Source organism: Paenibacillus apis (assembly GCF_018333295.1).
Taxonomy (GTDB): Bacteria; Bacillota; Bacilli; order Paenibacillales; family Paenibacillaceae; genus Fontibacillus; species Fontibacillus antibioticophila.
Map to the genome: position 1 here is coordinate 314,782 of NZ_BORS01000001.1, position 21,203 is coordinate 335,984.

The window sequence follows — 21,203 nt, forward strand, 5'->3', positions numbered from 1 at the left end:
TTCTTTTTATTTTGAACGACAAAGGAAGGTTCATTATGAAGCAGAGACCCTTGGTTCAGGCGGCTTGCTTTTGGATTGCGGGAAGCACAGCCGCCTGCTTGTTGCAAGGAACGGAGTTCTGGCTGCTATGGGCAGGCATGGTGCTGATGCTGCCGTTGTACGGGATGATGTGCTCCTTGTCCTGGAAGAGGCTTCTGATTTTAGGGGTTATTTTCTCAGCTGCTGCCGGATATTGGATGGTTCAGGACAAGCTTAACACAAGCAAGCTGTCGGGCTCATTTGAACGGATATGGCAATCCGTCCTTCCTGACAAATCGACTGCTGCCATGCAAGGCATCCTTGTGTCTTCTCCGGACATCGATGGCGACCGGGTAACCTTTACGCTCCGTTTGAAGGGAGAAGTTGAGCTGGAGCTTGAGCACACTGATATCGATCAGCTCCCTGCCGAGACGAAGCTGTCTAATGTGGATGGCGAGAGAGTTTTGGTACAGGTAACTTTGGCAAAGGAAGAGGAACTGGACGAAGCAGCCTTATGGGGGAGGGGACAGGAGGTCCGGATTCAAGGGGCGCTTGAACGGCCAAGCATATCCAGTAATTATGGCGGCTTCGACTACAGGAACTATCTCCACTATAAGCGGATACATTGGCTTCTGAAGGTCAAGGGTGCTTCGGAGGTAGTGCAATTGAATCGTACCGGAGGCTGGGGAACCCCGCAGCTGCTAGGCAATATTGATAAACTCCGGCAAGCGCTTGGAGCGAAGGTGGACGCGTTATTCCCGGACTGGCAGGGCGGATATATGAAGGGGCTTCTGATCGGCCTGGCTGATGAACTGGAGCCTGATAAATACACTCAATTTACGAACCTGGGGCTTAGTCATATTTTAGCGATATCAGGAAGTCATGTGGCTATCAATATTGGCTTGCTATTAGGGCTTTGCCGGTTATGCAGGCTTACTAAAGAGTCCTCGCAGCTGTTAGCGCTGGGCTTCACTCCGTTCTATGTTCTGCTGACAGGATTTACCCCTTCCGTCATCCGTGCCGGAATGATGACCATGCTGGGACTGTATCTGCTCCGCAGAGGATTGTTGAAGGATGGCCTTCACCTTGTCTCCGCTTCTTGTCTGGTCATGTTGATCTGGGACCCTTATTTACTTGTAAATGTGAGCTTCCAGCTATCCTTTGCCGTAACGGCCGGTCTGATCGTGTTTGTACCGTTGCTTAGGCCATGGCTAAAATGGCTGCCCGGTCGATTTCGCTCTGCAGTAGCCATTACTGTTGCGGCACAGCTGGTCTCCTTCCCTCTGACGATTTTTTATTTTAATCAGGTCTCGATTCTGTCCCTGGCAGCAAATCTGGTGCTTGTTCCAGTGGTCAGCCTGGTTTCTCTTCCGGGCGGGATGGCTGCTCTGCTGGTCGGCCTGATCTGGATGCCGCTTGCCCGCTTTATTGCCTACCCGGTAATCCAGCTCAATCGCTTAACCTTTGTCATCACGGAATGGTTGAATAGCTGGATGGGGTCCATGACGTATTGGAAATCTCCCTCCTTGCTCTGGATGCTCTCCTTTTACGTTGTGCTGTATTGGCTTTTGTCACGGGAAGCAGGCATTGCGAAGGAACAGGAACGGAATCAAGGCAGCCTTCTGACGCAGGAGGATACGGTGCCGCTTCCGCCCTACCCAGGTCATGATCCGAGGCCAGCTTCAGCACCCGGCCCGATTCCCTTCTTCAATGAGCCTCGCCGATCGTGGCGCGATATTGGAATGTCGCTGGCAGCCGCAGCTATCATGGGCGTTCTTCTCTATGTCGGCTTCCAATCTGACTATCGCCAGGGAACCGGGTATGTCGAGTTTTTGGATGTCGGACAAGGGGATAGCGCATTGATTACGACGCCTGCCGGACTTCATATTTTGGTAGACGGCGGGGGAACCGTCACTTTCCGGAAGCCCGGCGATACTTGGCGGCAGCGCATAGACCCTTTTGAGGTAGGTAAGAAGACGCTTGTCCCTCTGCTTAAAAAGCGGGGCATTCATCGGCTGGATGCCGTGGTGCTGACCCATGGAGATCAGGATCATATCGGCGGCTTGCAAGCGGTTCTGGACAGCTACCCGGTTGGGATGATTTTTCTTAATGGCAGCCTTGCAGACTCGGCAACGATGAATCAGCTCATGAGGACGGCCTTAGAACAGGATATCCCCATTTATGCTGTTAAGACAGGACAGGTATTACAGCCGGATCAGAAGACCCAGCTTGTATTTCTGGCTCCGGAGGATGAGCTTATCACCTCGAATTTTCCTTATACTAAGGATCAGAATACGCGATCAGTAGTGTTCCGGCTGACCATGGATGGGGTTTCGTTTCTATTTACGGGAGACATGGACGCTAAGGCAGAACGGCGAATGTTGGAGAAGCTGGAGAGTCAAGCAATCAAGGGCCTTCAGCTTAGGAGCGATGTTTTAAAGGTGGCTCATCATGGCAGCAAGACCTCCTCCACACAGGAATGGCTGAGCCAAGTGCAGCCTCGAATTTCTATTATTTCAGCGGGCAGGTCAAACGTGTATGGTCATCCTAACAGCGGTGTTGTCGAACGGCTTGAAGCAACAGGCAGCCGGATTTATCGGACCGATTTAAACGGAGGAATTCAGTTCAGAATTCTACAGGGGCAACTCTATGTCCGGAGCAAGTGGCAGGCTTTAAATGAGGCGTACTGATCTTCCAGCAGCCTGCGGATGACGCAATCTATTTTTTTTGATATTCTAAGGTGAGTTAATCAGGAATTTATCAAAAATAATAGTAACAACATTGCAACATATTTCGGGACGATCCCGTCTGTAAGGTTGCAAGAGAGGGGGAGCCTTTGTGGTGGAGCAAGGACTCGTCAGAGCCGCTCAATCGGGCGATCGCGACGCTCTAATCACCCTATTGCGAGAAATTGAGAATCATGTATATACTACGGCCTTTTACATTCTAAAAAATGAACAGGATGCTATGGATGCTGCGCAGGAAGCACTTATCCGCATTTATACAAAAATTGATTCTTATGAGGAGAAGGCGCAATTCAAGACCTGGGTTCAACGAATCGTAACGAATATCTGTATCGACAAATTTCGCCGGGCTAAGCCGACCGTATCCATTGATGAGCATGAAATGGTCTTTCAGGGAAAGGAAAGCGTAGAACGCGAGGTCATGTCCGGTTATCTGGCTCAAGACATCCGGGATGCGATTGACCAGCTGCCCGAACAGCATCGAATGGTCGTTGTACTAAGGTACCTGCAGGACTTCTCTTACAATGAAATAGCCGATAGTCTGAATCTGCCGCTGAATACGGTGAAATCCTATTTATTCAGAGCCAGACAGCAGCTTCAGCAATTACTTCAAGATTATCAGAAAGGTGGTGTATCAGGATGAAATGCTCGGAGGCGGTGGAATGGATGCATCGTTATATCGACCATGATCTGAGCGAGGAAGAGAGCTCCGCGCTGCTTGAGCATATTCAGAGCTGCCGTGATTGTAAGGAAGAGTTCGCTATGCTCAAGGAGCTGTCTGCCCAGTTGGAGGAGCTTCCGGTTTTGGCCCCGCGTTACAGTCTTGTCGATGCGATCCTCCCGCAGCTTGAGGCGCTTGATCTTGGTCGCCGGGAAGAAGGCAGCGCGTCAGAGGAGATCCCTGCCGCGACAATGGCTGCTGAGCCGGTCAATCGCCGGCGCGAGCGGACCTCAGGCCGCAGCCGTGCTTATCGTACAGGCGCGCTCGGTCTGGCGGCGGCAGTGATTTTGGGTGTGTTTATTTATCAGGTAGAGCCGCGTACCGTTCGCGATGCTGAGATAGCTTCTTATTCCGTAATGGACACGAGTGAGAATTCATCGCTTGAATCCTCTGCACAGGATATGGGCCAGTCGTCGGATGCAGATCATATGACATCCGGCAGTGCACAGGAAGAAGCGGCTCAGGATGCCTCATCAGCAACTCCAGAGCCTGAGGCATCTGATAATAATAAACCAGCTGCAGATGAACAAAGCACGGCAGACAGCAGTCCGACCGCTGACTCCGACCATTCGACGGGGACAGCTCCGGAGCAGCCGGATTCCCCAGTCCCGAATCCGAAGAGCCCGTCCTCTTCTTCAGGACAAAAGCCAACCAGCCAAGAAAATGAGAAGTTGGCCAACAAGGAAGATACATCTGCCGCGAACCGCGCTGATGCTTCGGAAGATGCCGTAAGGGATGAAAGGGCCTCTGATCCTCCTCTGATTCAGGAAAATGAAGGCATTGCTGAACAGCAAGGAGATTTGCAGGATGGAGGAATGATGATGGGGATCTCCAGGTTTGCGATGCCGGATGAGTGGACTTCTCCGGATGGGCTCTTCCTGGTGAAATATCTGGATGAGCATTTGTATTTGTACCGGAATGAGTTCGACAGCTCAACCATGGTTACGGACTTGCCTGTAGAAGGCGATTGGGTTAGCGGCGAGTGGTCTGAGGATGGAACAGTCTTTACTTATATTGTAGAGAAAGACGGAGTATCTGCTTCCTATACCCTTCAGCCTGTTCGTTAGAAATACAGAGATAAAGAAAACGGGCCCCAACCGGTGGCACCTTTTCAGAAGATATGGAATAGGTTATATCAAGGTACGGTAAAGAGCTACACCCTGAACGTCGTATGACCGCAGGCGGGATTGTTTCTAGAGCCTTCCGGCCTGCGTTTATATAGATGCTCTGGGACAAAGGGACTTTCGCATAGCGAAGGTTCCTTTGTTGCATTTCCGGGCAAAACTTGGACGAATCCGTCGTTTCACAGTATCATAGAGATAGTTGAGTTGGAAAGAAGCTACGTGGAATGGGCATAAGTGTGAAGTGCTAAAAGCTTTCTGTAAGAAAGCTGCTTCGGAAGCATGAAGCGTTAGCGTTCGCCTTTGTGAGTGGATTTCTACCTTATGATGGCTTAGTTCAGTCAGAGAAATTCGCGAACAACAGCGATCGGAAGAGCACTTCACACGTTGCCCCCCCAGCGGCGTACTCTTCTTAGACCAACTTATATAGGTATTTGAGCATGTTCTTAGAAACCTGAGGGAGTTGCATGATGGACGTCAAGACAGTGCTGAAACAAATCAAGCAAGGGCAGATTGCCCCGATTTATTTATGCTACGGTACGGAAAAATATCAGATCCAAGAATTCGTCAGTCTGCTGCAGTCGCAGATTACGGATCCGGAGCAGCGGGACTTCTCGCTTGCATCCTATGACTTGGCTGATACGCCGATTGAGATGATTGTGGAAGAAGCCGAAATGCTTCCCTTCCTTGTAGAGAGGAAGCTGATTCTGGTTCGCGATGTGTCGCTGTTTGGCACGGGGAAGGATAACGGCAAGATCGAACATAAAGTTGAGGCGCTGACCTCTTATCTGTCCAATCCAGCGGAGCACAGTGTAATTGTCTTTTTGGTACAAGGAGACAAGCTGGATGAGCGTAAGAAGATCGTTAAGGCTGTGAAGGCGGCGGGTACGGTGCTTTCCTTTATGCCGCTGGGCGGCAGCGAATTAACAAACTGGGTGATTCGGGAGATTGAGAAGAGAGGCAGCCGAATCGGCCGTGAGGCAGCCGAGGCGTTAGTTCAGACGGTAGGCGTCCAGATGTCCCCGTTGTCTACTGAAATAGACAAGCTCTGTCTATATGCCGGGCAAGGCGGAATGATTGACTCTGCGGTTATTGAACAGCTTGTTGCCAGGACAACAGAGCAGAATGTATTCGTGATGGTTGAGCATATTGCCAACCTGCGCCTTGAACAGGCGTTGGATATTTTCTACGAATTATTGAAGCAGCGGGAGGAGCCCATCAAAATTGCTTCCCTGATTGCCCGGCAGTTCCGGATTATGCTTCAGGTGAAGGATATGGCAAGACAGAGCTATTCGCAGCAGCAAATTGCTTCGCAGCTGGGCCTGCATCCTTATGCGGTTAAAATTGCAGGTGAACAAGCCAGAAAGTTTGAGCCTTCGCGGCTTAAGGGGATCTTATCTGATCTTGCGCAGCTTGATTACCAGATGAAAAGCGGCGGAATTGATAAGGTGCTGGGCCTGGAGCTGTTCCTGCTCAGACTAGGCGCTTAAGGGGATAATGAACTCATGCTCCGAAGTTTATACTTGCTGATATCATCAAAAAGACCTGAACGATTATCGTTCAGGTCTTTTTGAGCTTAAGTTTATAAAAAGCGACGCTTACGCTTGCGACGTAAGGGCGTTCAATTTTTTAGCCAAGCGGGACTTCTTGCGGGCAGCTGCATTTTTATGGATCAAACCTTTAGTAACGGCTTTGTCCAATTTTTTGGAAGCAGCGGCGAAAGCAGACTTTGCAGTGTCCACTTCATTGTTAGCCAGAGCTGTGTCAGCAGCTTTAACAACAGTACGAAGAGCGGACTTTTGCGAAGCGTTCAGCGCACGGCGCTTGTCATTCGTTTTTACGCGTTTAATTGCGGATTTAATGTTTGGCATTGCATTCACCTCCTGTAAAGCATATATCATCCCAGATGATTCACAACTTAAAATAGTTTATCACGATGCCTAGCAAATTGCAATCAGTTCCTATAAACAATTCGGCACGCTCTTAAGGGGAATTAATCGTGAATAATCGTCTGCGCTGTCTCGCAAACTATAGCTGCGAGCAAGAAAAAAGGAGGCGTGATCCAATGACACTGGATTTGCAAAAATACTCGGTTCGCACCGATCTGGCTGTGGAATCCCGGGAGCTTGCCGAGACCATCCATGGCGGGCCGCTCCCTGGAGTTCAGGAGCAGGTTGAAGAACAGGATGGTATTAAGATTACTCGTCTTGATGTGCTGGATGAGGCTGCTTCAGCCAAGCTCGGCAGAATCAAAGGGCATTACATTACCATTGAGGTCCCCGGACTGCGGGGCCAGGATAGTGAGCTGCAGGACAAGGTAGCCGAAGCATTCGCCAAAGAATTCAGCGGTTTTCTTAACAAGCTTGGTATTGCCAGAGGAGCGAAGGCTCTTATTGTCGGGCTTGGGAACTGGAATGTGACTCCGGATGCGCTGGGTCCGCTTGTCGTTGAGAATGTGCTGATCACCCGCCACTATTTCGAATTGACCCCGGATCGGGTATCTCCGGGTTACCGTCCGGTTAGCGCGATTGCTCCTGGAGTGATGGGAATTACCGGCATCGAGTCGAGCGAAGTTGTGCAAGGGATTGTGGAACGTACAAAGCCGGATCTCATTATTGCCATTGATGCGCTTGCCTCGCGTTCACTGGAGCGGATTAATACGACGATCCAGATTGCGGATATCGGTATCCATCCGGGCTCAGGCATAGGGAACAAGCGCCGGGGACTGACCCGTGAGATTCTCGGAGTGCCTTGCATCGCCATCGGAGTGCCCACCGTGTGCTATGCTTCCACCATCGTGAACAATGTATTCGATATGATGAAGACCCATTTCGATCAGGAGCAGGATGACGGACAACAGGTGCAGACTAAGCAAATTCTTGGGCTATTGACCGAGTTAAGCGAAAGCGAACGCTTGGGGTTGGTCAAGGAAGTGCTGGAGCCGCTGGGGCACGATCTGATCGTGACGCCTAAAGAAATCGACGAATTTATTGAAGATATCGCCAACGTGATCGCCAACGGCCTGAATCTTGCATTGCATGAGGCGGTTAATCAGGAAAACATATCGGCCTACACCCACTAACTCTCTATGAAGTTCGCATTCTCGCGGACTTCTATTTTTGTGATAATAGCAAGTTCTATCCTCTCCGATAGGTTCATAGATTTGAAGTATATGAGATCAGAGCCTAAGCGTACTGGCTGGAGGAGGATAACACATAATGAAGTTCAGAGCATGGAATATTGGGAAAATCAGAGCGAATCTGCTGCAAGGGCTTGTAATGGGGCGCACCTTTTTGTTGATGTCGGCGATGTCGGTTGTCTTTTTTGTTCTATTGGGTACGTTCGGGATCGCAGAGAAGCATCTGCATACCTCTCCCGTATCGTCGATGAAGGGGCTCGCGGCTTCACTGTCCAGCCAGTTCTTCATCGAAATGATAGGCATGGAGCTCCCGCATTCAGGAGGTGATTCGGACAGCCCGGCTATATCTGCCGGACAGGTCTCCCGGTTTGTCTTCCAATTGTTGACGGATGTAAATCCTTCGGATCCGAAAAGCCTGGTAGCCCGTGAGGTTCCGGGCCTCGGCGCGGACAATCCTGTATTGCTTCGTATTGGTTCAGGGAATAAGACCGTACAGGCGCCGGAGGATTATCATCCCGGCTCAGGGGCATCCGATACGGCTCCCGAGCATTCAGAACCCGACTTGGGGACCACCGACCCAGACCAGAATGACATCCCCCCAACGGGGACGGATGGACAGAATCAACCGCCAACCAATCCTGATCAGCAGCCGGCAAACCAGCCAGGCTACAAAAATGTCGTCATGATCTACCATTCTCATCCCCAGGAATCCTACAATCCTATCCTCGGTACCAACATAGATAACCCGAGCTCAGCGGAAGAAAAGAAAAATGTCGGATTGGTCGGGGAGTTTATGGCCGAAGAGCTGGAGCGCTTAGGGATTTCTACCCTGCATTCGTTCAAGAACTATGCAGCTACAGTTAGCAATTACAGCTATAACTATTCATATAAATATTCCAGAGAGACGGTAAAGACTGCAATGGCTGAAAACGGGATGCTGGAATACTTTATTGATATTCACCGCGATTCACAGCGGCATGATAAAACGACCACCACGATTGATGGCCTTTCCTATGCCCAGGTGTATTTCATCATTGGACATGGAAATGAAAACTGGCGTAAGAACGAATCCTTTGCGAATAAGATTCATGATCGTTTGGAGGCAGCTTATCCGGGGATCTCAAGAGGAATCTGGGGCAAGACGAGTTCGCAGGGGAATGGCGAGTACAATCAGTCTCTGTCACCGCAAAGCATCCTGATCGAGGTTGGGGGAATCGACAATACGGAGGAAGAGCTCCAACGGACAGCAAAGGTGCTGGCCCAGATTATTTCCGACCTGTATTGGGAGAACCAGGAGGCATTGAAGGCGGGTTCGTTGACACAGAGCGGCAGTAACGGTAACGGGAATCAAATTCAAAGCAATCATCAATCCTGATGCAATTCTGCTGTCCGGAAGGAAGGAGTGTTACTGATGGGGAAATCGCTTAAGAAAACACTGCTGTATGTGCTGCTGCTGGCTGCAGGAGTCACGCTCGGAATGCAAATATCGGAGCCGGGCCCGCAGGACTCGAAGGCAACAACCGGGCCTGAGAACGGGTCCGGGTTGCAGCAAGCCAATTCTGCTGCGGCGAACCCGATCAAGGAGGTGTATACCTTCATAACTCCGGACGGCAAGACCGGATACTTTATGGTTCCTGAGCAGACTGACTCTGCTCAAGGCGGAGCTGACCCACAGCTGCCCACCTCCGTAGAGGAAATAGCGGATGGACTGCAGACCCCGGCTGATTTGCTGCTGCCGGACCCGCAGGCTCCTGCCGTTGACCGGTTTGCGGACAAAACAGCAAGCCTGCTTCAGCAGTTGTCCAGCAGGAGTATTCATTGGGTCTCATCCTGGTTTGATTCCGGAGAATAAGAACTGTGCAGCAAGGCGTACCTCAAAGACAGCTATTTGTTATAATAATGATAGTATTATTACTAACGGATTCATGTCGGGGGTTATTCAGTGAAGAAGGTTACGATGCAACATATCGCCGACCATTTGGGGGTATCCAAATTTGTCGTGTCGAAAGCCTTGTCCGGAAAGGGAGGCGTGAATGAAGTAACGAAAGACCGGGTCATTCAAGCAGCATCTCAGCTGGGTTATTTTAATCAGAAGAATGCTTATATGAAGCACGGGTCTTTGTCGCGGGCTTCCGCGCCTGCAGCCGGCTCGTCGAGGCAATCGGTCATTGTCCTGATGCCGAACAACCGGTTTCAGACGAGGGAGTCTCTGTATTGGGGTAAAATTCTGGAGGGAATCGACAGAGAGCTGGAGTCTCTAGGGATCGGAATGATGACAATCTCCGAATCAAGAGCTGAGGATCTCAGCCACATCCTCAACCCCGAGGGGATATTGGGACTGATCGGCGTGGGCAACATCGAGTCCTCTCTTCTGCTGGAGGTACACCGGCTTGGAATTCCCATGGTGCTGGTCGATCATGAGGATGCGTTGATTCCGACAGATACAGTGTTTGCGAACAATGCTGACAGTGTGATGCGTCTCTGTCAATACCTAATAGAGCTTGGTCATGAGCAGCTGCATTTTATCGGGGATATTTCCTTCTCCCGAAGCTTCCGGGATCGCTGGCTAGGGTACAGGGAGGCGATGGAGGCTAACGGACTGGTGATGCCAAGCAAGGATGACCCCATGCTGCAGCCGGCCAATGTCGAGCTGGGAGAAAAGTATGTCTCCCTTGTGCAGCAGTGGGCGGAAGAAAGGCTGAGAGAAGGAACAATGCCAACCGCGATGATCTGTGCGAATGATGCGATTGCTCTTCATGTCGTGGATGCGCTCCGGCATGCTGGAATCGATGTGCCGGGACGGGTTAGTGTTACGGGGTTTGATAATATTGATGATGCTTTCCGCAGCTCGCCGATGCTCACCACAATCCATGTGCCTAAGGAGTCGATGGGACAACGCGCGGTCCGGAAGCTGCTTGAGCGAATTGACTGCCCGGATCAGATTCGGGAGAAGATACTCGTCTCGGCCGAACTTGTCCTCCGCTCCTCGACAAAGGAATTGAAGCGTTGATGCCGCCCCTCTCAACTGATATAATGAATTGATTGACTACGAGGATTTGTGGTGGGGGTAAGAATGACTGACATTCGGGAAAGACAAAAGAAGATTCGTAATTTTTGTATTATCGCACATATAGACCATGGAAAGTCGACCTTGGCCGACCGGATCCTGGAATATACTGGAGCGCTTTCCTCAAGAGAAATGCAGCAGCAGGTTCTGGACCAGATGGATCTGGAACGGGAGCGCGGTATTACAATTAAACTGCAAGCGGTTCGCTTGTCTTATCGTGCGGACGATGGAGAAGAGTATATACTCAATCTAATCGATACGCCGGGACACGTCGATTTCACGTATGAAGTATCCCGAAGCCTGGCTGCCTGTGAAGGCGCATTGCTGGTCGTGGATGCTGCGCAAGGAATCGAGGCGCAAACCCTGGCTAATGTATATTTAGCGTTGGATAACAATCTTGAAATATTGCCTGTTATTAATAAAATTGATCTCCCAAGCGCTGATCCTGACCGCGTTAAGCAGGAGGTGGAGGATGTTATCGGCTTGGATGCCAGTGATGCCGTGCTTGCCTCTGCAAAAGCGGGTATCGGAATCAAGGAAATTCTGGAGCAGGTGGTTGAGAAGGTTCCGGCCCCGACAGGAGATCCTGATCAGCCGCTGAAGGCGCTCATCTTTGACTCGCATTATGATCCTTATAAAGGAGTTATCGTCTATGTGCGGGTCATCGATGGTCATATTAAGGCAGGCTCCAAGATCAAGATGATGGCGACCGACAAAACGTTTGAGGTTATTGAGGTCGGAGCATTCAAACCGCGGATGACTGTAGTGGACGAGCTTAGCGTCGGCGATGTCGGCTTTATCGTAGCCGGGATCAAGAATGTGGGGGACACCCGGGTCGGGGATACGGTAACGGATGCCAAGAAATCAACAGCAGAGCCGCTGCCAGGATACCGGAAGATCAATCCGATGGTCTATTGCGGCTTGTATCCGATTGAGACTTCGGACTACAATGATTTGCGCGAGGCCTTGGAGAAGCTTCAACTGAATGATGCTTCGCTGAGCTTCGAGCCCGAGACCTCCAGTGCGCTGGGCTTTGGATTCCGCTGCGGATTCCTCGGTCTGCTGCACATGGATGTCATCCAGGAGCGCATTGAGCGTGAATTCAATATTCCACTGATTACAACGGCGCCGAGCGTAATTTATCATGTCACCTTGACCAACGGAGAACAGATTTCAATTGACAACCCTTCGAATTATCCTGAGGTTGGCAAGATTGAGTATGTGGAAGAACCGTTTGTTAAGGCAAGCATTATTGTTCCGAACGATTATGTTGGAACTGTTATGGAGCTTTGCCAGGGCAAGCGCGGTGAATTCGTTAATATGGAATATCTGGATACGACACGGGTCACCATTATCTATCAGGTCCCGTTGTCGGAGATCGTATATGACTTCTTCGATCAATTGAAATCGAGCACGAAGGGGTATGCTTCCTTCGACTACGAGCTGTCCGGCTACCGTCAGTCCAATCTGGTCAAGATGGATATCCTCTTGAACGGAGAGCAAGTCGATGCGTTGTCTTTCATCGTGCACCGGGAGCGCGCGTATCATCGCGGACGGGTTATCTGCGAGAAGCTTCGCGAACTGATTCCTCGTCAAATGTTCGAGGTGCCGATTCAAGCCTCGATCGGAACAAAGGTTATTGCCCGCGAGACGGTCAAGGCCATGCGGAAAAACGTGCTTGCCAAGTGCTACGGCGGGGATATCTCGCGGAAGCGCAAGCTGCTTGAGAAGCAGAAGGAAGGCAAGAAGCGGATGAAGCAGGTCGGTAATGTCGAGGTTCCGCAGGAAGCCTTCATGGCAGTGCTGAAGATCGACGATAAATAGCAGGATCGACGGAAGGAAAGCCGCCAGGCTTTCCTTTCGCGCTATATCGGACTTTCGGCTGGACACAGACATGAATTTGCAGTCATTAAGGAGGGAATAAGATGAGCCAGCAAACATCACCGCAGGCGGTGTATATTCACATACCATTTTGTACAAATAAATGCTTCTATTGCGATTTTAACTCTTACGTGCTGAAGGATCAGCCTGTCATGGACTATCTGCACGCATTGGATAGGGAGATGGAGCTTACAGTTCGAGAGACCCCTCCCGGAACGATCAAGTCCATTTTTGTAGGCGGAGGAACGCCAACCGTACTCAAGCCGGATGAGATGGAGTATTTCCTGAGCTCGGTCAAACGGCATTTTCCGGATTGGGCGGATGATATCGAATTCTCGATGGAAGCAAATCCGGGAACGACGGACCTGGAGAAGCTGTCGGTCATGAAGGCCGGCGGGGTGAACCGGGTCAGCTTCGGGGTACAGGCATTCCAGAATGACCTGCTTACGGGAATCGGACGGATTCATAATACAGATGATGTATATCGAAGTCTTGAGAATGCTCGTCTCGCTGGAATTTCAAATATGTCCATCGACCTGATGTTCGGGCTTCCTAATCAAACGGTTGACATGTTAAATGAAAGTATAGACCGGGCCCTTGAGCTGGAACTCCCTCATTACTCGATTTACAGCCTTAAGGTGGAGGAGAATACGTTATTCCATACCCTGTTTCAGCGAAATCAGTTGCCGCTTCCGAGTGAAGAGGATGAGTTGAACATGTACCTGCTTCTGATGTCCAGGATGAAGGCAGCAGGATATAAACAGTATGAGATCAGTAATTTTGCCAAGCCCGGCTTGGAGAGCCGGCACAATACGACCTATTGGCGAAATGAGGATTACTACGGTCTTGGAGCCGGTGCGCACGGTTATGTCGGCGGTCAGCGCCATATGAATATTAAAGGGGTCAGCCCCTTTGTCGAAGCCGCCAAGACGAGACTTCCGCGCCTGGAGCAATTCCGGGTTTCGCGCGAGGAGGCAATGGAGGACTTTGTGATGGTTGGCTTGCGGATGCTGGACGGGATTCGCAGCAGCGATTTTAGCGATCAATTTGGAGCTTCTCTGGAGAGTATCTTTGAGGGCCAGCTTCAAAAAATGCTGAATGCCGGACTTCTTGAGCCGCATGCTGATCATGGAGGTTATCGTCTCAGCGAGCGCGGGATTTTACTCGGCAACGAAGTATTTGGTGAATTTGTCGGGGCGCTAACCAGCTAAGGAAAATAGAATGTATATTCTCTCTTGAACTTTTATACACTGTGATGTATATTTATTCGTAAATCATTGCAGCGTTGATCGGAGGGGGAGAAGGTATGCAGGCTGTTATCTTATGCAGACAAGCGAAGCTGGAAGATGTCGGTCAGCTTTTTGAGCTTATAGATGAATATGCAAAAAAGGGGATCATGCTCCCGCGCTCCCGGGCTGTGCTTGAGCGGCAGATCGAAGATTTCATCGTTGCGGAAGCAGACGGTATCATCGTAGGCTGCGGATCGTTATGCAAGCTCGGAGATGAGCTGGTGGAGATTCGCTCACTTGGCATCTCGGAAGGGTATAAAGGCCGCGGACTAGGCTCGATGCTCGTTGAGCAGCTGGAGATGGAAGCAAGAAAGCAGTCCCTCCCCCGGGTGATGGCTCTTACCTATGAGGTCTCCTTCTTTTTAAAGAATGGATATCATGTGGTGGAAAAGGAGATTTTTCCGGAGAAAGTATGGCGGGATTGCGTGAACTGTTCGAAGCAGCAATGCTGCGACGAAATAGCTGTGCTCAAGATACTGAACTGACTTGACAATCGTCAGGTTGGTTTGGTATTTTTGTAATAGTGATTAGCACTCAACGACAACGAGTGCTAACGAGCTTGAAACAGAGCTTTATCCAAGTGATACAGGAGGGATTACCATGCTTACGGAACGCCAAAGGATGATACTTAATGCTATAGTTGATGACTATATCCGTTCAGCGGAGCCGGTGGGATCCCGGAGCATATCCAAGCGGGGAGATGTTTCTTACAGTCCAGCCACCATCCGCAATGAGATGGCCGACCTGGAGGAACTTGGATTTCTGGAGCAGCCTCATACTTCTGCAGGACGGATACCTTCTCATAAGGGATACCGATATTATGTGGATCATCTGGCTCCCCAGGATCTGATCAAGCCGAAGGAATTGCATACCCTGAAGACGTTTTTTGCGGAGAAGCTGAATGCGATTGAACAGATCGTACAGCATGCGGGCACCATTCTTTCCAATATGACGAATTACACTTCCATCCTGCTTGGGCCGGAAGTTTTTAATACGTCGTTGCGTCATTTTCAGCTGCTGCCGCTGAATGAGAATACGGCTGTCGCCATTATCGTGACCAATACGGGTCAAGTGGAGAACAAGACCGTATCCATTCCGGCCGGAATTTCAGTTTCGGAGATCGAGCATTTCGTGAACCTGCTTAACCGAAAATTGACCGGGGTACCTATTTATAAGCTGAAGACGGCGCTCTACAACGAGATCGGTCAGGAAATGGAGCGTTATGTGAGTCATTTCGAGGGTCTGATGAGTGTATTGGATGATGCGCTTGATAATGGGCAGGATACGCAGCGTTTGTTCCTTAGCGGGATGACGAATATGCTGACCCAGCCGGAATTCCGTGAGGTTGATAAGGTAAAGAGCATTCTCGATTTGTTCCAGGAGACGCCGACGATGCTGAAAATGATGGCCTCGGCTTCAAGCCCGGGCGGCATACAGGTGAGGATCGGGACTGAAAATGGCCATGAAGCCTTTGCGAACTGTAGTCTGATTACGGCGACCTATGCAATTGACGGCGAAGCGGTGGGAACGATTGGGATCCTTGGTCCGACACGAATGGAGTATGCACGGGTTATTGGAATCCTGGACATCCTATCAAAAGACCTGAGCAGATTTTTATCCAGGATTCATTAAATTCAATAGGGTAAATGATGCAGATGAATTGCAGCAATTTTGTCTAAGGAGGTGACATCTTGAAGGAACAACAACCGATTCAAGACGAGATGGAGACTGGAGTTAAAGAAGAGCTGGAAAATGCGGATACGGACAACGTAACGGACGACGGCACTCCTGAAGAAGATGTTCAGGAACAGGCAGCGGGTGATCAGGATCAAGCCCTTGAGGCTGAGACGGAGAAGCTGAAGGCTGAAATAGAAGAGCACAAGCAGCGTCTGCTTCGTACACAGGCCGATTATGATAACTTCCGCCGCCGGACCGTGAAGGAGAAGGAAGAGCTGGGCAAGTATGCATCTGCCAAGCTTATTACCGAGCTTCTGCCGGTCATTGACAATTTTGAACGCGCTTTGGGCTCGGTTTCCGATGTGCCGGAGGCAGCTTCTTATGCCAAGGGCGTTGAGATGATCTTCCGCCAACTGGAAGGTATTCTTAAAGCGGAAGGCTTGACGCCGATGGAGGCCGTGGGGACACCGTTCAACCCCGAGTACCACCAGGCGATTATGCAGGTGGAGAGCGATGAATATGAGGAAGGCGATGTGGTCGAAGAAGTACAAAAAGGCTACATGCTGAAAGATAAAGTGCTTCGTCCGGCGATGGTCAAAGTGAAAGGTTAATCGCCCTTTTCCCAGTTTGCAGCATACATTTAAGGAGGAACTATTCCTATGAGTAAAGTTATCGGTATTGACCTTGGAACAACAAACTCTTGCGTAGCCGTAATGGAAGGCGGCGAGGCTGTCGTTATCCCGAATCCGGAAGGCGCCCGCACCACTCCTTCGGTGGTGGGCTTCAAGAAAGACGGAGAACGCATTGTCGGTGAGACGGCGAAACGTCAGGCGATTACGAATCCGGACCGCACGATCATGTCGGTGAAGAGACATATGGGAACGAACCATAAAGAAACAGTTGACGGCAAGGATTTCACGCCGCAAGAAATTTCGGCAATTATTCTGCAGAAGCTGAAGTCGGATGCAGAAGCTTACTTAGGACAAACGGTAACCCAGGCGGTCATTACGGTTCCGGCTTATTTCAATGACAGCCAGCGTCAAGCAACCAAGGATGCCGGCAAGATTGCGGGTCTGGAAGTGCTGCGGATCGTCAACGAGCCTACGGCGGCAGCTTTGGCTTACGGTCTTGAAAAAGCAGAAGATCAAACCATCCTGGTTTACGACCTAGGCGGCGGTACATTTGACGTATCGATTCTTGAGCTGGGCGACGGCTTCTTTGAAGTTAAGGCCACCAGCGGGGACAACAACCTGGGCGGCGATGACTTCGACCAAAAGATTATTGATTATCTGGTTGCTGAATTCAAAAAGGATCAAGGCATTGACCTGAGCAAGGACAAAGCAGCCGTGCAGCGCCTGAAGGATGCTGCGGAAAAAGCCAAGAAAGAATTGTCCGGCGTTCTGACGACAACGATCTCGCTTCCGTTTATTACGGTAGTGGATGGCGTGCCTCAGCACCTTGAAGTTAATCTGACCCGCGCTAAATTCGAAGAATTGACGGCTGACCTTGTAGAACGTACAATGGGACCAACCCGCCGTGCGCTTAGCGATGCAGGAATGACCTCTGCGGATATCCATAGAGTAGTGCTTGTTGGCGGTTCGACCCGGATCCCTGCCGTACAGGAAGCAATCAAGAAGCTGACTGGCAAGGAGCCTCATAAGGGAGTAAACCCGGATGAAGTGGTAGCGCTTGGCGCAGCGGTTCAAGCGGGCGTGCTTACAGGCGATGTGAAGGACGTTGTATTGCTCGACGTAACCCCATTGTCGCTCGGTATCGAAACCGCGGGCGGCGTATTCACCAAGATGATCGAGCGCAACACTACCATTCCGACAAGCAAATCGCAAGTATTCTCCACCTATGCGGATAATCAGCCAAGTGTTGAAATCCACGTTCTGCAAGGGGAACGCGAAATGGCCGCCGGCAACAAAACGCTGGGACGCTTCATGCTGGGCGACATTCCGCTGGCTCCGCGCGGTGTTCCTCAAATCGAAGTTACGTTCGACATCGATGCCAACGGGATCGTGAACGTATCTGCAACCGATAAAGGCACAGGCAAGAGTCAAAAAATCACAATCACCTCGTCGAGCGGTCTGAGCGATGATGAAGTGGAGCGCATGATGAAGGATGCCGAGCTTCATGCGGAAGAGGATAAGAAACGCAGGGAGCTTGTTGAAGCAAAGAATAACGGCGACCAATTGATCTACAGCGTTGACAAGACGTTGAAGGAGCTCGGGGATAAGGTCGATGCTTCCGAGACGGAAAAAGCGAATGCTGCCAAGGAAGAGCTCAAGAAAGCGCTGGAAAGCGATGACCTGGAAGTGATCAAGGCTGCTTCCGAGAAGCTGACCGAGATCGTTCAACAGCTGTCGGTGAAGCTGTACGAGCAGGCGGCTCAAGCCGGGGAGCAAGCCGGCGGTGCGGAGGGCGAAGCTGCTGGCGGCAGAGACAATGTAGTCGATGCTGATTACGAGGTTGTTGACGAAGACAAGAAGAATTAATCCGAGGCACATGCCTTGATGCATAGAGTAAATAGACTTGGGTGAGCTGGGGAGGTCAAAGTGCAGGTAAGCCTGCGCTTTGACTTTCCTTTTGCCGGATTAAGGGCCGGTCTTTACAGCAGGGCTTCAAGTCAAGTATGGGGGTGGAAGGATGGCAGAGAAACGGGACTATTACGAGGTGCTGGGCCTCGGCAAGTCAGCTTCCGAGGAAGAGATCAAGAAGGCTTACCGAAAGCTGGCACGGCAGTATCATCCGGATGTGAACAAGGCGGATGACGCGGAGGCAAAGTTCAAGGAAGTGAAGGAAGCCTACGATGTGCTGAGTGATTCCGGCAAACGGGCGCAATATGATCAATATGGGCATGTCGATCCTAACCAGGGGATGGGCGGAGGCTTTTCCGGCGATTTCGGCGGTTTTGGCGATATTTTCGATATGTTCTTCGGCGGCGGAGGGAATCGGCGTGATCCGAATGCTCCGCAGCGAGGTAATGATCTGCAGTATACGATGACCATCGAATTCAAGGAAGCCGTATTCGGCAAAGAGACAGATATCACGATTCCCCGGACTGAGAATTGCGATACTTGTAACGGGAGCGGAGCAAAGCCGGGCACCCGGCCTGAGACTTGTTCTGTCTGTCATGGTTCAGGCCAACAGGAGGTCGTGCAGAATACGCCGTTTGGCCGTATGGTTAACCGCCGTGCATGCTCTAACTGCGGCGGTAGAGGACAAATTATCAGGGAGAAGTGCACCACCTGCGGTGGTAACGGCAAGGTCAAGAAACAGCGGAAGATTCATGTCCGCATTCCGGCGGGCGTGGATGACGGCGCTCAGCTTCGGATGGCCGGAGAGGGTGAAGGCGGGCTGCGCGGAGGTCCGGCCGGCGATCTATATATCATTATCCGTGTGAAATCTCATGATTTCTTCGATCGGGAAGGCGACGATATTTATTGTGAGATTCCGCTGACCTTTGCCCAGGCTGCACTAGGCGATGAGATCGAAATTCCGACCTTGACGGAGAAGGTCAAGCTGAAGATTCCTGCCGGTACACAGACGGGAACCTACTTCCGCCTTAAGGGCAAAGGGGTGCCTAAGCTGCGCGGCATCGGTCAAGGGGATCAGCATGTCAAGGTTGTGGTGGTCACACCTAGCAAGCTCAACGAGGAGCAGAAGGAATTGCTGCGCCAATTCGCTTCGCTCGATGGGGAATTCACGCATGAGCATGAACAGTCGTTCTTCGACCGTATGAAGCGGGCTTTCCGCGGGGATTAATTTAACAGGATAGGCCTATAGCGGCATGAGGGCTGCCCGGACATCGCAAGATGACGCCGGGCCGCTCTTTTTTATTTTCAGAGGATAAATACTTATCCAGATACTCATCCTAATCCTCGAGGAACCTTGTAAGGTTCTGTTCATTATTGAAGGAAGGACAGAATGCGGTATGGGCGAGAAAAATATTCTAGCGTATTTCAAAAGCCCTGAGGAAGCCGGTGAAGCAGCTGCCAAGCTCCGTGCGTTAAGAGCGGCGGATGTATCGATCGATCGCATCAGCCGTTATGGAGAAGAATACTCTGTTGAGTTCGGAGACTCCTTAGGGGTTCTTAGCGCTGCTGATCCGGCTTCAAGCGGCATGAGTCATGGCGGACAAGGAGGGCCAACCGGAAGGGATATCCTGCTTACCGCCGTCGTGGATGAAGGCATTCATCATCAGGCATTGCGGCTGATTGAGGATCTGGACGGATTGCTATAGCCTTTAGCAAGCAACTCAAATCTGTGAAGGGGGAAGGTACAAGATGTCCAAATTTAGTTCAGAGGATCGGCGTACGAAAAGGGGATCGGCTGATAGACGCCTGAATAATTTGTCCGGAGGATATAATGAAGACGTTGAATTTTCCGACGACCTGGCAGATCAGGAGGACTGGGAAGCCTTGGAGCGCAGTGAACGGGCAAATGCTCGACAGGAAGGAAAGCGAAAATTGTAATGAAAGCGCCGGGTGCTGATGCCCGGCTTTTTTTTGCGATAATGTCCCGGTCTATAGTACAATAAACCTTATGCATGATTTCAAGGAGGAAAACTTACGATGAAATGGAATGAACTTACAATACATACTACCGAAGAAGCTGTGGAGATGATCACCAACTTTCTGCATGAGGCAGGTGCAGGCGGCGTTACGATAGAAGAGCATGTCGATAATAGCAAGCCCCGCGACACCTCGCTCGGCCAATGGTTCGAAATTCCTCCGAACGACATTCCGGAGGGAGAGGCGAAGATTCTTGGCTATTTTCCGGAAGGAATTGCCTTGGATGAGGTGGCAGAACAGATCAAGCTGAGGGTTGAAGAGCTTCGGGAATATGACATTGATCCCGGACAGCCTGTCTACTCCATCAGAGAGGTGGACGAGGATGATTGGGCGAATAACTGGAAGCAATATTTCAAGCCGCTAAAGGTGTCCGATCGCTTGACCATCAAGCCGACCTGGGAAGAGTACACGCCGCAATCGGATCAAGAGCAGATTATTGAGCTTGATCCGGGTATGGCCTTCGGCACAGGCACGCATCCTACGACATCGTTGTGCTTACGCACATTAGAAGGTGTAATACAGCCGGGAGACGAAGTTATAGATGTCGGCACCGGTTCCGGAATTCTTGCCATAGGCGCATGCAGATTAGGTGCTTCCCGGGTGCTGGCGCTGGATCTGGATCCTGTAGCTGTCTCCAGTGCCGCGGAGAACACAAGATTGAACGGCCTGGAAGATCGGATTCAGGTTGTGGAAAGCGATCTGCTGTCGGTATTGAAGCAAGGTGTGAGCACCCCGATATCTGTGAAGCTGCCGGTTCGCGTTGTGGTTGCCAACATCTTGGCCGAAATCATTTTGCTGTTCATTGAGGATGTCTATGAAGCGCTTGAGTCAGGCGGAATTTATATTGCTTCAGGTATTTATAAGAACAAGGAGCAGGCTGTGCAAGACGCGCTGCTTGCTGCCGGTTTTGAGATCACGCAGACAGCCCGTGAAGAGGATTGGGTTGCCTTTGTAGCGAGAAAGAGGTAA

Annotated in this window: 19 protein-coding genes; 18 read left to right on the top strand and 1 reads right to left on the bottom strand. The window is 50.8% G+C overall.

The window, feature by feature from the left end:
* Window positions 1–35: 35 nt before the first annotated feature.
* The 4 genes from KI362_RS01335 to holA all read left to right on the top strand — a co-directional run bounded on the left by KI362_RS01335 (window position 36) and on the right by holA (window position 6,094).
* Window positions 36–2,708, top strand: coding sequence for a ComEC/Rec2 family competence protein (locus tag KI362_RS01335; protein WP_301624311.1), 2,673 nt, complete (start codon window positions 36–38; stop codon window positions 2,706–2,708).
* 148 nt (window positions 2,709–2,856) lie between these two features.
* On the top strand, window positions 2,857–3,405 hold the full coding sequence (locus KI362_RS01340) for an RNA polymerase sigma factor (RefSeq protein ID WP_044479356.1): 549 nt from the start codon (window positions 2,857–2,859) through the stop codon (window positions 3,403–3,405).
* Window positions 3,402–4,550 (top strand): zf-HC2 domain-containing protein, encoded by a 1,149-nt coding sequence (locus KI362_RS01345; RefSeq protein ID WP_301624313.1) that lies wholly within the window; start codon window positions 3,402–3,404, stop codon window positions 4,548–4,550. The genes KI362_RS01340 and KI362_RS01345 overlap by 4 nt, the downstream gene beginning before the upstream one ends.
* A gap of 524 nt (window positions 4,551–5,074) precedes the next feature.
* Complete coding sequence (holA, locus tag KI362_RS01350; protein WP_044479354.1) at window positions 5,075–6,094, top strand: DNA polymerase III subunit delta; 1,020 nt, start codon at window positions 5,075–5,077, stop codon at window positions 6,092–6,094.
* A gap of 108 nt (window positions 6,095–6,202) precedes the next feature.
* On the opposite strand, the gene rpsT is transcribed toward holA, so the two are convergent.
* Entirely contained in the window at window positions 6,203–6,475 is a 273-nt protein-coding gene (gene rpsT, locus KI362_RS01355) for a 30S ribosomal protein S20 (RefSeq protein ID WP_044479353.1), read from the bottom strand.
* A 194-nt stretch (window positions 6,476–6,669) separates the two neighbouring features.
* Here rpsT and gpr point away from each other — a divergent pair, with 194 nt between their 5' ends.
* The 14 genes from gpr to prmA all read left to right on the top strand — a co-directional run bounded on the left by gpr (window position 6,670) and on the right by prmA (window position 21,203).
* Window positions 6,670–7,686: a GPR endopeptidase gene (gpr, locus tag KI362_RS01360; RefSeq protein WP_301624314.1), complete on the top strand. Its 1,017-nt coding sequence runs from the start codon at window positions 6,670–6,672 to the stop codon at window positions 7,684–7,686.
* 136 nt (window positions 7,687–7,822) lie between these two features.
* On the top strand, window positions 7,823–9,118 hold the full coding sequence (locus KI362_RS01365) for a stage II sporulation protein P (RefSeq protein ID WP_301624315.1): 1,296 nt from the start codon (window positions 7,823–7,825) through the stop codon (window positions 9,116–9,118).
* Window positions 9,119–9,154: 36 nt separating this feature from the next.
* Window positions 9,155–9,595 (top strand): hypothetical protein, encoded by a 441-nt coding sequence (locus KI362_RS01370; protein ID WP_301624316.1) that lies wholly within the window; start codon window positions 9,155–9,157, stop codon window positions 9,593–9,595.
* A 90-nt stretch (window positions 9,596–9,685) separates the two neighbouring features.
* Entirely contained in the window at window positions 9,686–10,753 is a 1,068-nt protein-coding gene (locus KI362_RS01375; RefSeq protein WP_301624317.1) for a LacI family DNA-binding transcriptional regulator, read from the top strand.
* Between the two features lie 63 nt (window positions 10,754–10,816).
* A complete protein-coding gene (lepA, locus tag KI362_RS01380) occupies window positions 10,817–12,634 on the top strand; it encodes a translation elongation factor 4 (RefSeq protein WP_044479350.1) in 1,818 nt (605 codons plus the stop codon).
* A gap of 101 nt (window positions 12,635–12,735) precedes the next feature.
* Window positions 12,736–13,902: a radical SAM family heme chaperone HemW gene (gene hemW, locus KI362_RS01385; RefSeq protein ID WP_301624318.1), complete on the top strand. Its 1,167-nt coding sequence runs from the start codon at window positions 12,736–12,738 to the stop codon at window positions 13,900–13,902.
* Between the two features lie 95 nt (window positions 13,903–13,997).
* The gene (locus KI362_RS01390; protein WP_044479348.1) at window positions 13,998–14,465 is read left to right on the top strand and encodes an N-acetyltransferase; all 468 of its coding nucleotides are present in this window, start codon (window positions 13,998–14,000) and stop codon (window positions 14,463–14,465) included.
* 115 nt (window positions 14,466–14,580) lie between these two features.
* Complete coding sequence (gene hrcA, locus KI362_RS01395; RefSeq protein WP_301624319.1) at window positions 14,581–15,612, top strand: heat-inducible transcriptional repressor HrcA; 1,032 nt, start codon at window positions 14,581–14,583, stop codon at window positions 15,610–15,612.
* Window positions 15,613–15,671: 59 nt separating this feature from the next.
* Entirely contained in the window at window positions 15,672–16,268 is a 597-nt protein-coding gene (grpE, locus tag KI362_RS01400) for a nucleotide exchange factor GrpE (RefSeq protein ID WP_044479346.1), read from the top strand.
* Window positions 16,269–16,316: 48 nt separating this feature from the next.
* The gene (gene dnaK, locus KI362_RS01405) at window positions 16,317–18,155 is read left to right on the top strand and encodes a molecular chaperone DnaK (protein ID WP_044479345.1); all 1,839 of its coding nucleotides are present in this window, start codon (window positions 16,317–16,319) and stop codon (window positions 18,153–18,155) included.
* Window positions 18,156–18,306: 151 nt separating this feature from the next.
* Window positions 18,307–19,425 (top strand): molecular chaperone DnaJ, encoded by a 1,119-nt coding sequence (dnaJ, locus tag KI362_RS01410; protein WP_044479344.1) that lies wholly within the window; start codon window positions 18,307–18,309, stop codon window positions 19,423–19,425.
* A gap of 169 nt (window positions 19,426–19,594) precedes the next feature.
* Window positions 19,595–19,903 (top strand): hypothetical protein, encoded by a 309-nt coding sequence (locus KI362_RS01415; RefSeq protein WP_301624323.1) that lies wholly within the window; start codon window positions 19,595–19,597, stop codon window positions 19,901–19,903.
* A 43-nt stretch (window positions 19,904–19,946) separates the two neighbouring features.
* Complete coding sequence (locus tag KI362_RS01420; protein WP_301624325.1) at window positions 19,947–20,135, top strand: YfhD family protein; 189 nt, start codon at window positions 19,947–19,949, stop codon at window positions 20,133–20,135.
* Window positions 20,136–20,234: 99 nt separating this feature from the next.
* Window positions 20,235–21,203, top strand: a complete 969-nt coding sequence (gene prmA / locus KI362_RS01425) for a 50S ribosomal protein L11 methyltransferase (RefSeq protein ID WP_301624327.1) — start codon at window positions 20,235–20,237, stop codon at window positions 21,201–21,203.

Excerpts from the sequence above, each read along its gene's own strand:
- KI362_RS01345 (WP_301624313.1), top strand. The coding sequence starts at position 3,402 with ATGAAATGCTCGGAGGCGGTGGAATGGATGCATCGTTATATCGACCAT.
- KI362_RS01420 (WP_301624325.1), top strand. The coding sequence starts at position 19,947 with ATGTCCAAATTTAGTTCAGAGGATCGGCGTACGAAAAGGGGATCGGCT.
- dnaK (WP_044479345.1), top strand. The coding sequence starts at position 16,317 with ATGAGTAAAGTTATCGGTATTGACCTTGGAACAACAAACTCTTGCGTA.
- lepA (WP_044479350.1), top strand. The coding sequence starts at position 10,817 with ATGACTGACATTCGGGAAAGACAAAAGAAGATTCGTAATTTTTGTATT.
- KI362_RS01365 (WP_301624315.1), top strand. The coding sequence starts at position 7,823 with ATGAAGTTCAGAGCATGGAATATTGGGAAAATCAGAGCGAATCTGCTG.
- gpr (WP_301624314.1), top strand. The coding sequence starts at position 6,670 with ATGACACTGGATTTGCAAAAATACTCGGTTCGCACCGATCTGGCTGTG.
- KI362_RS01390 (WP_044479348.1), top strand. The coding sequence starts at position 13,998 with ATGCAGGCTGTTATCTTATGCAGACAAGCGAAGCTGGAAGATGTCGGT.
- dnaJ (WP_044479344.1), top strand. The coding sequence starts at position 18,307 with ATGGCAGAGAAACGGGACTATTACGAGGTGCTGGGCCTCGGCAAGTCA.
- hrcA (WP_301624319.1), top strand. The coding sequence starts at position 14,581 with ATGCTTACGGAACGCCAAAGGATGATACTTAATGCTATAGTTGATGAC.
- rpsT (WP_044479353.1), bottom strand. The coding sequence starts at position 6,475 with ATGCCAAACATTAAATCCGCAATTAAACGCGTAAAAACGAATGACAAG.
- KI362_RS01370 (WP_301624316.1), top strand. The coding sequence starts at position 9,155 with ATGGGGAAATCGCTTAAGAAAACACTGCTGTATGTGCTGCTGCTGGCT.
- hemW (WP_301624318.1), top strand. The coding sequence starts at position 12,736 with ATGAGCCAGCAAACATCACCGCAGGCGGTGTATATTCACATACCATTT.
- holA (WP_044479354.1), top strand. The coding sequence starts at position 5,075 with ATGGACGTCAAGACAGTGCTGAAACAAATCAAGCAAGGGCAGATTGCC.
- prmA (WP_301624327.1), top strand. The coding sequence starts at position 20,235 with ATGAAATGGAATGAACTTACAATACATACTACCGAAGAAGCTGTGGAG.
- KI362_RS01335 (WP_301624311.1), top strand. The coding sequence starts at position 36 with ATGAAGCAGAGACCCTTGGTTCAGGCGGCTTGCTTTTGGATTGCGGGA.
- KI362_RS01415 (WP_301624323.1), top strand. The coding sequence starts at position 19,595 with ATGGGCGAGAAAAATATTCTAGCGTATTTCAAAAGCCCTGAGGAAGCC.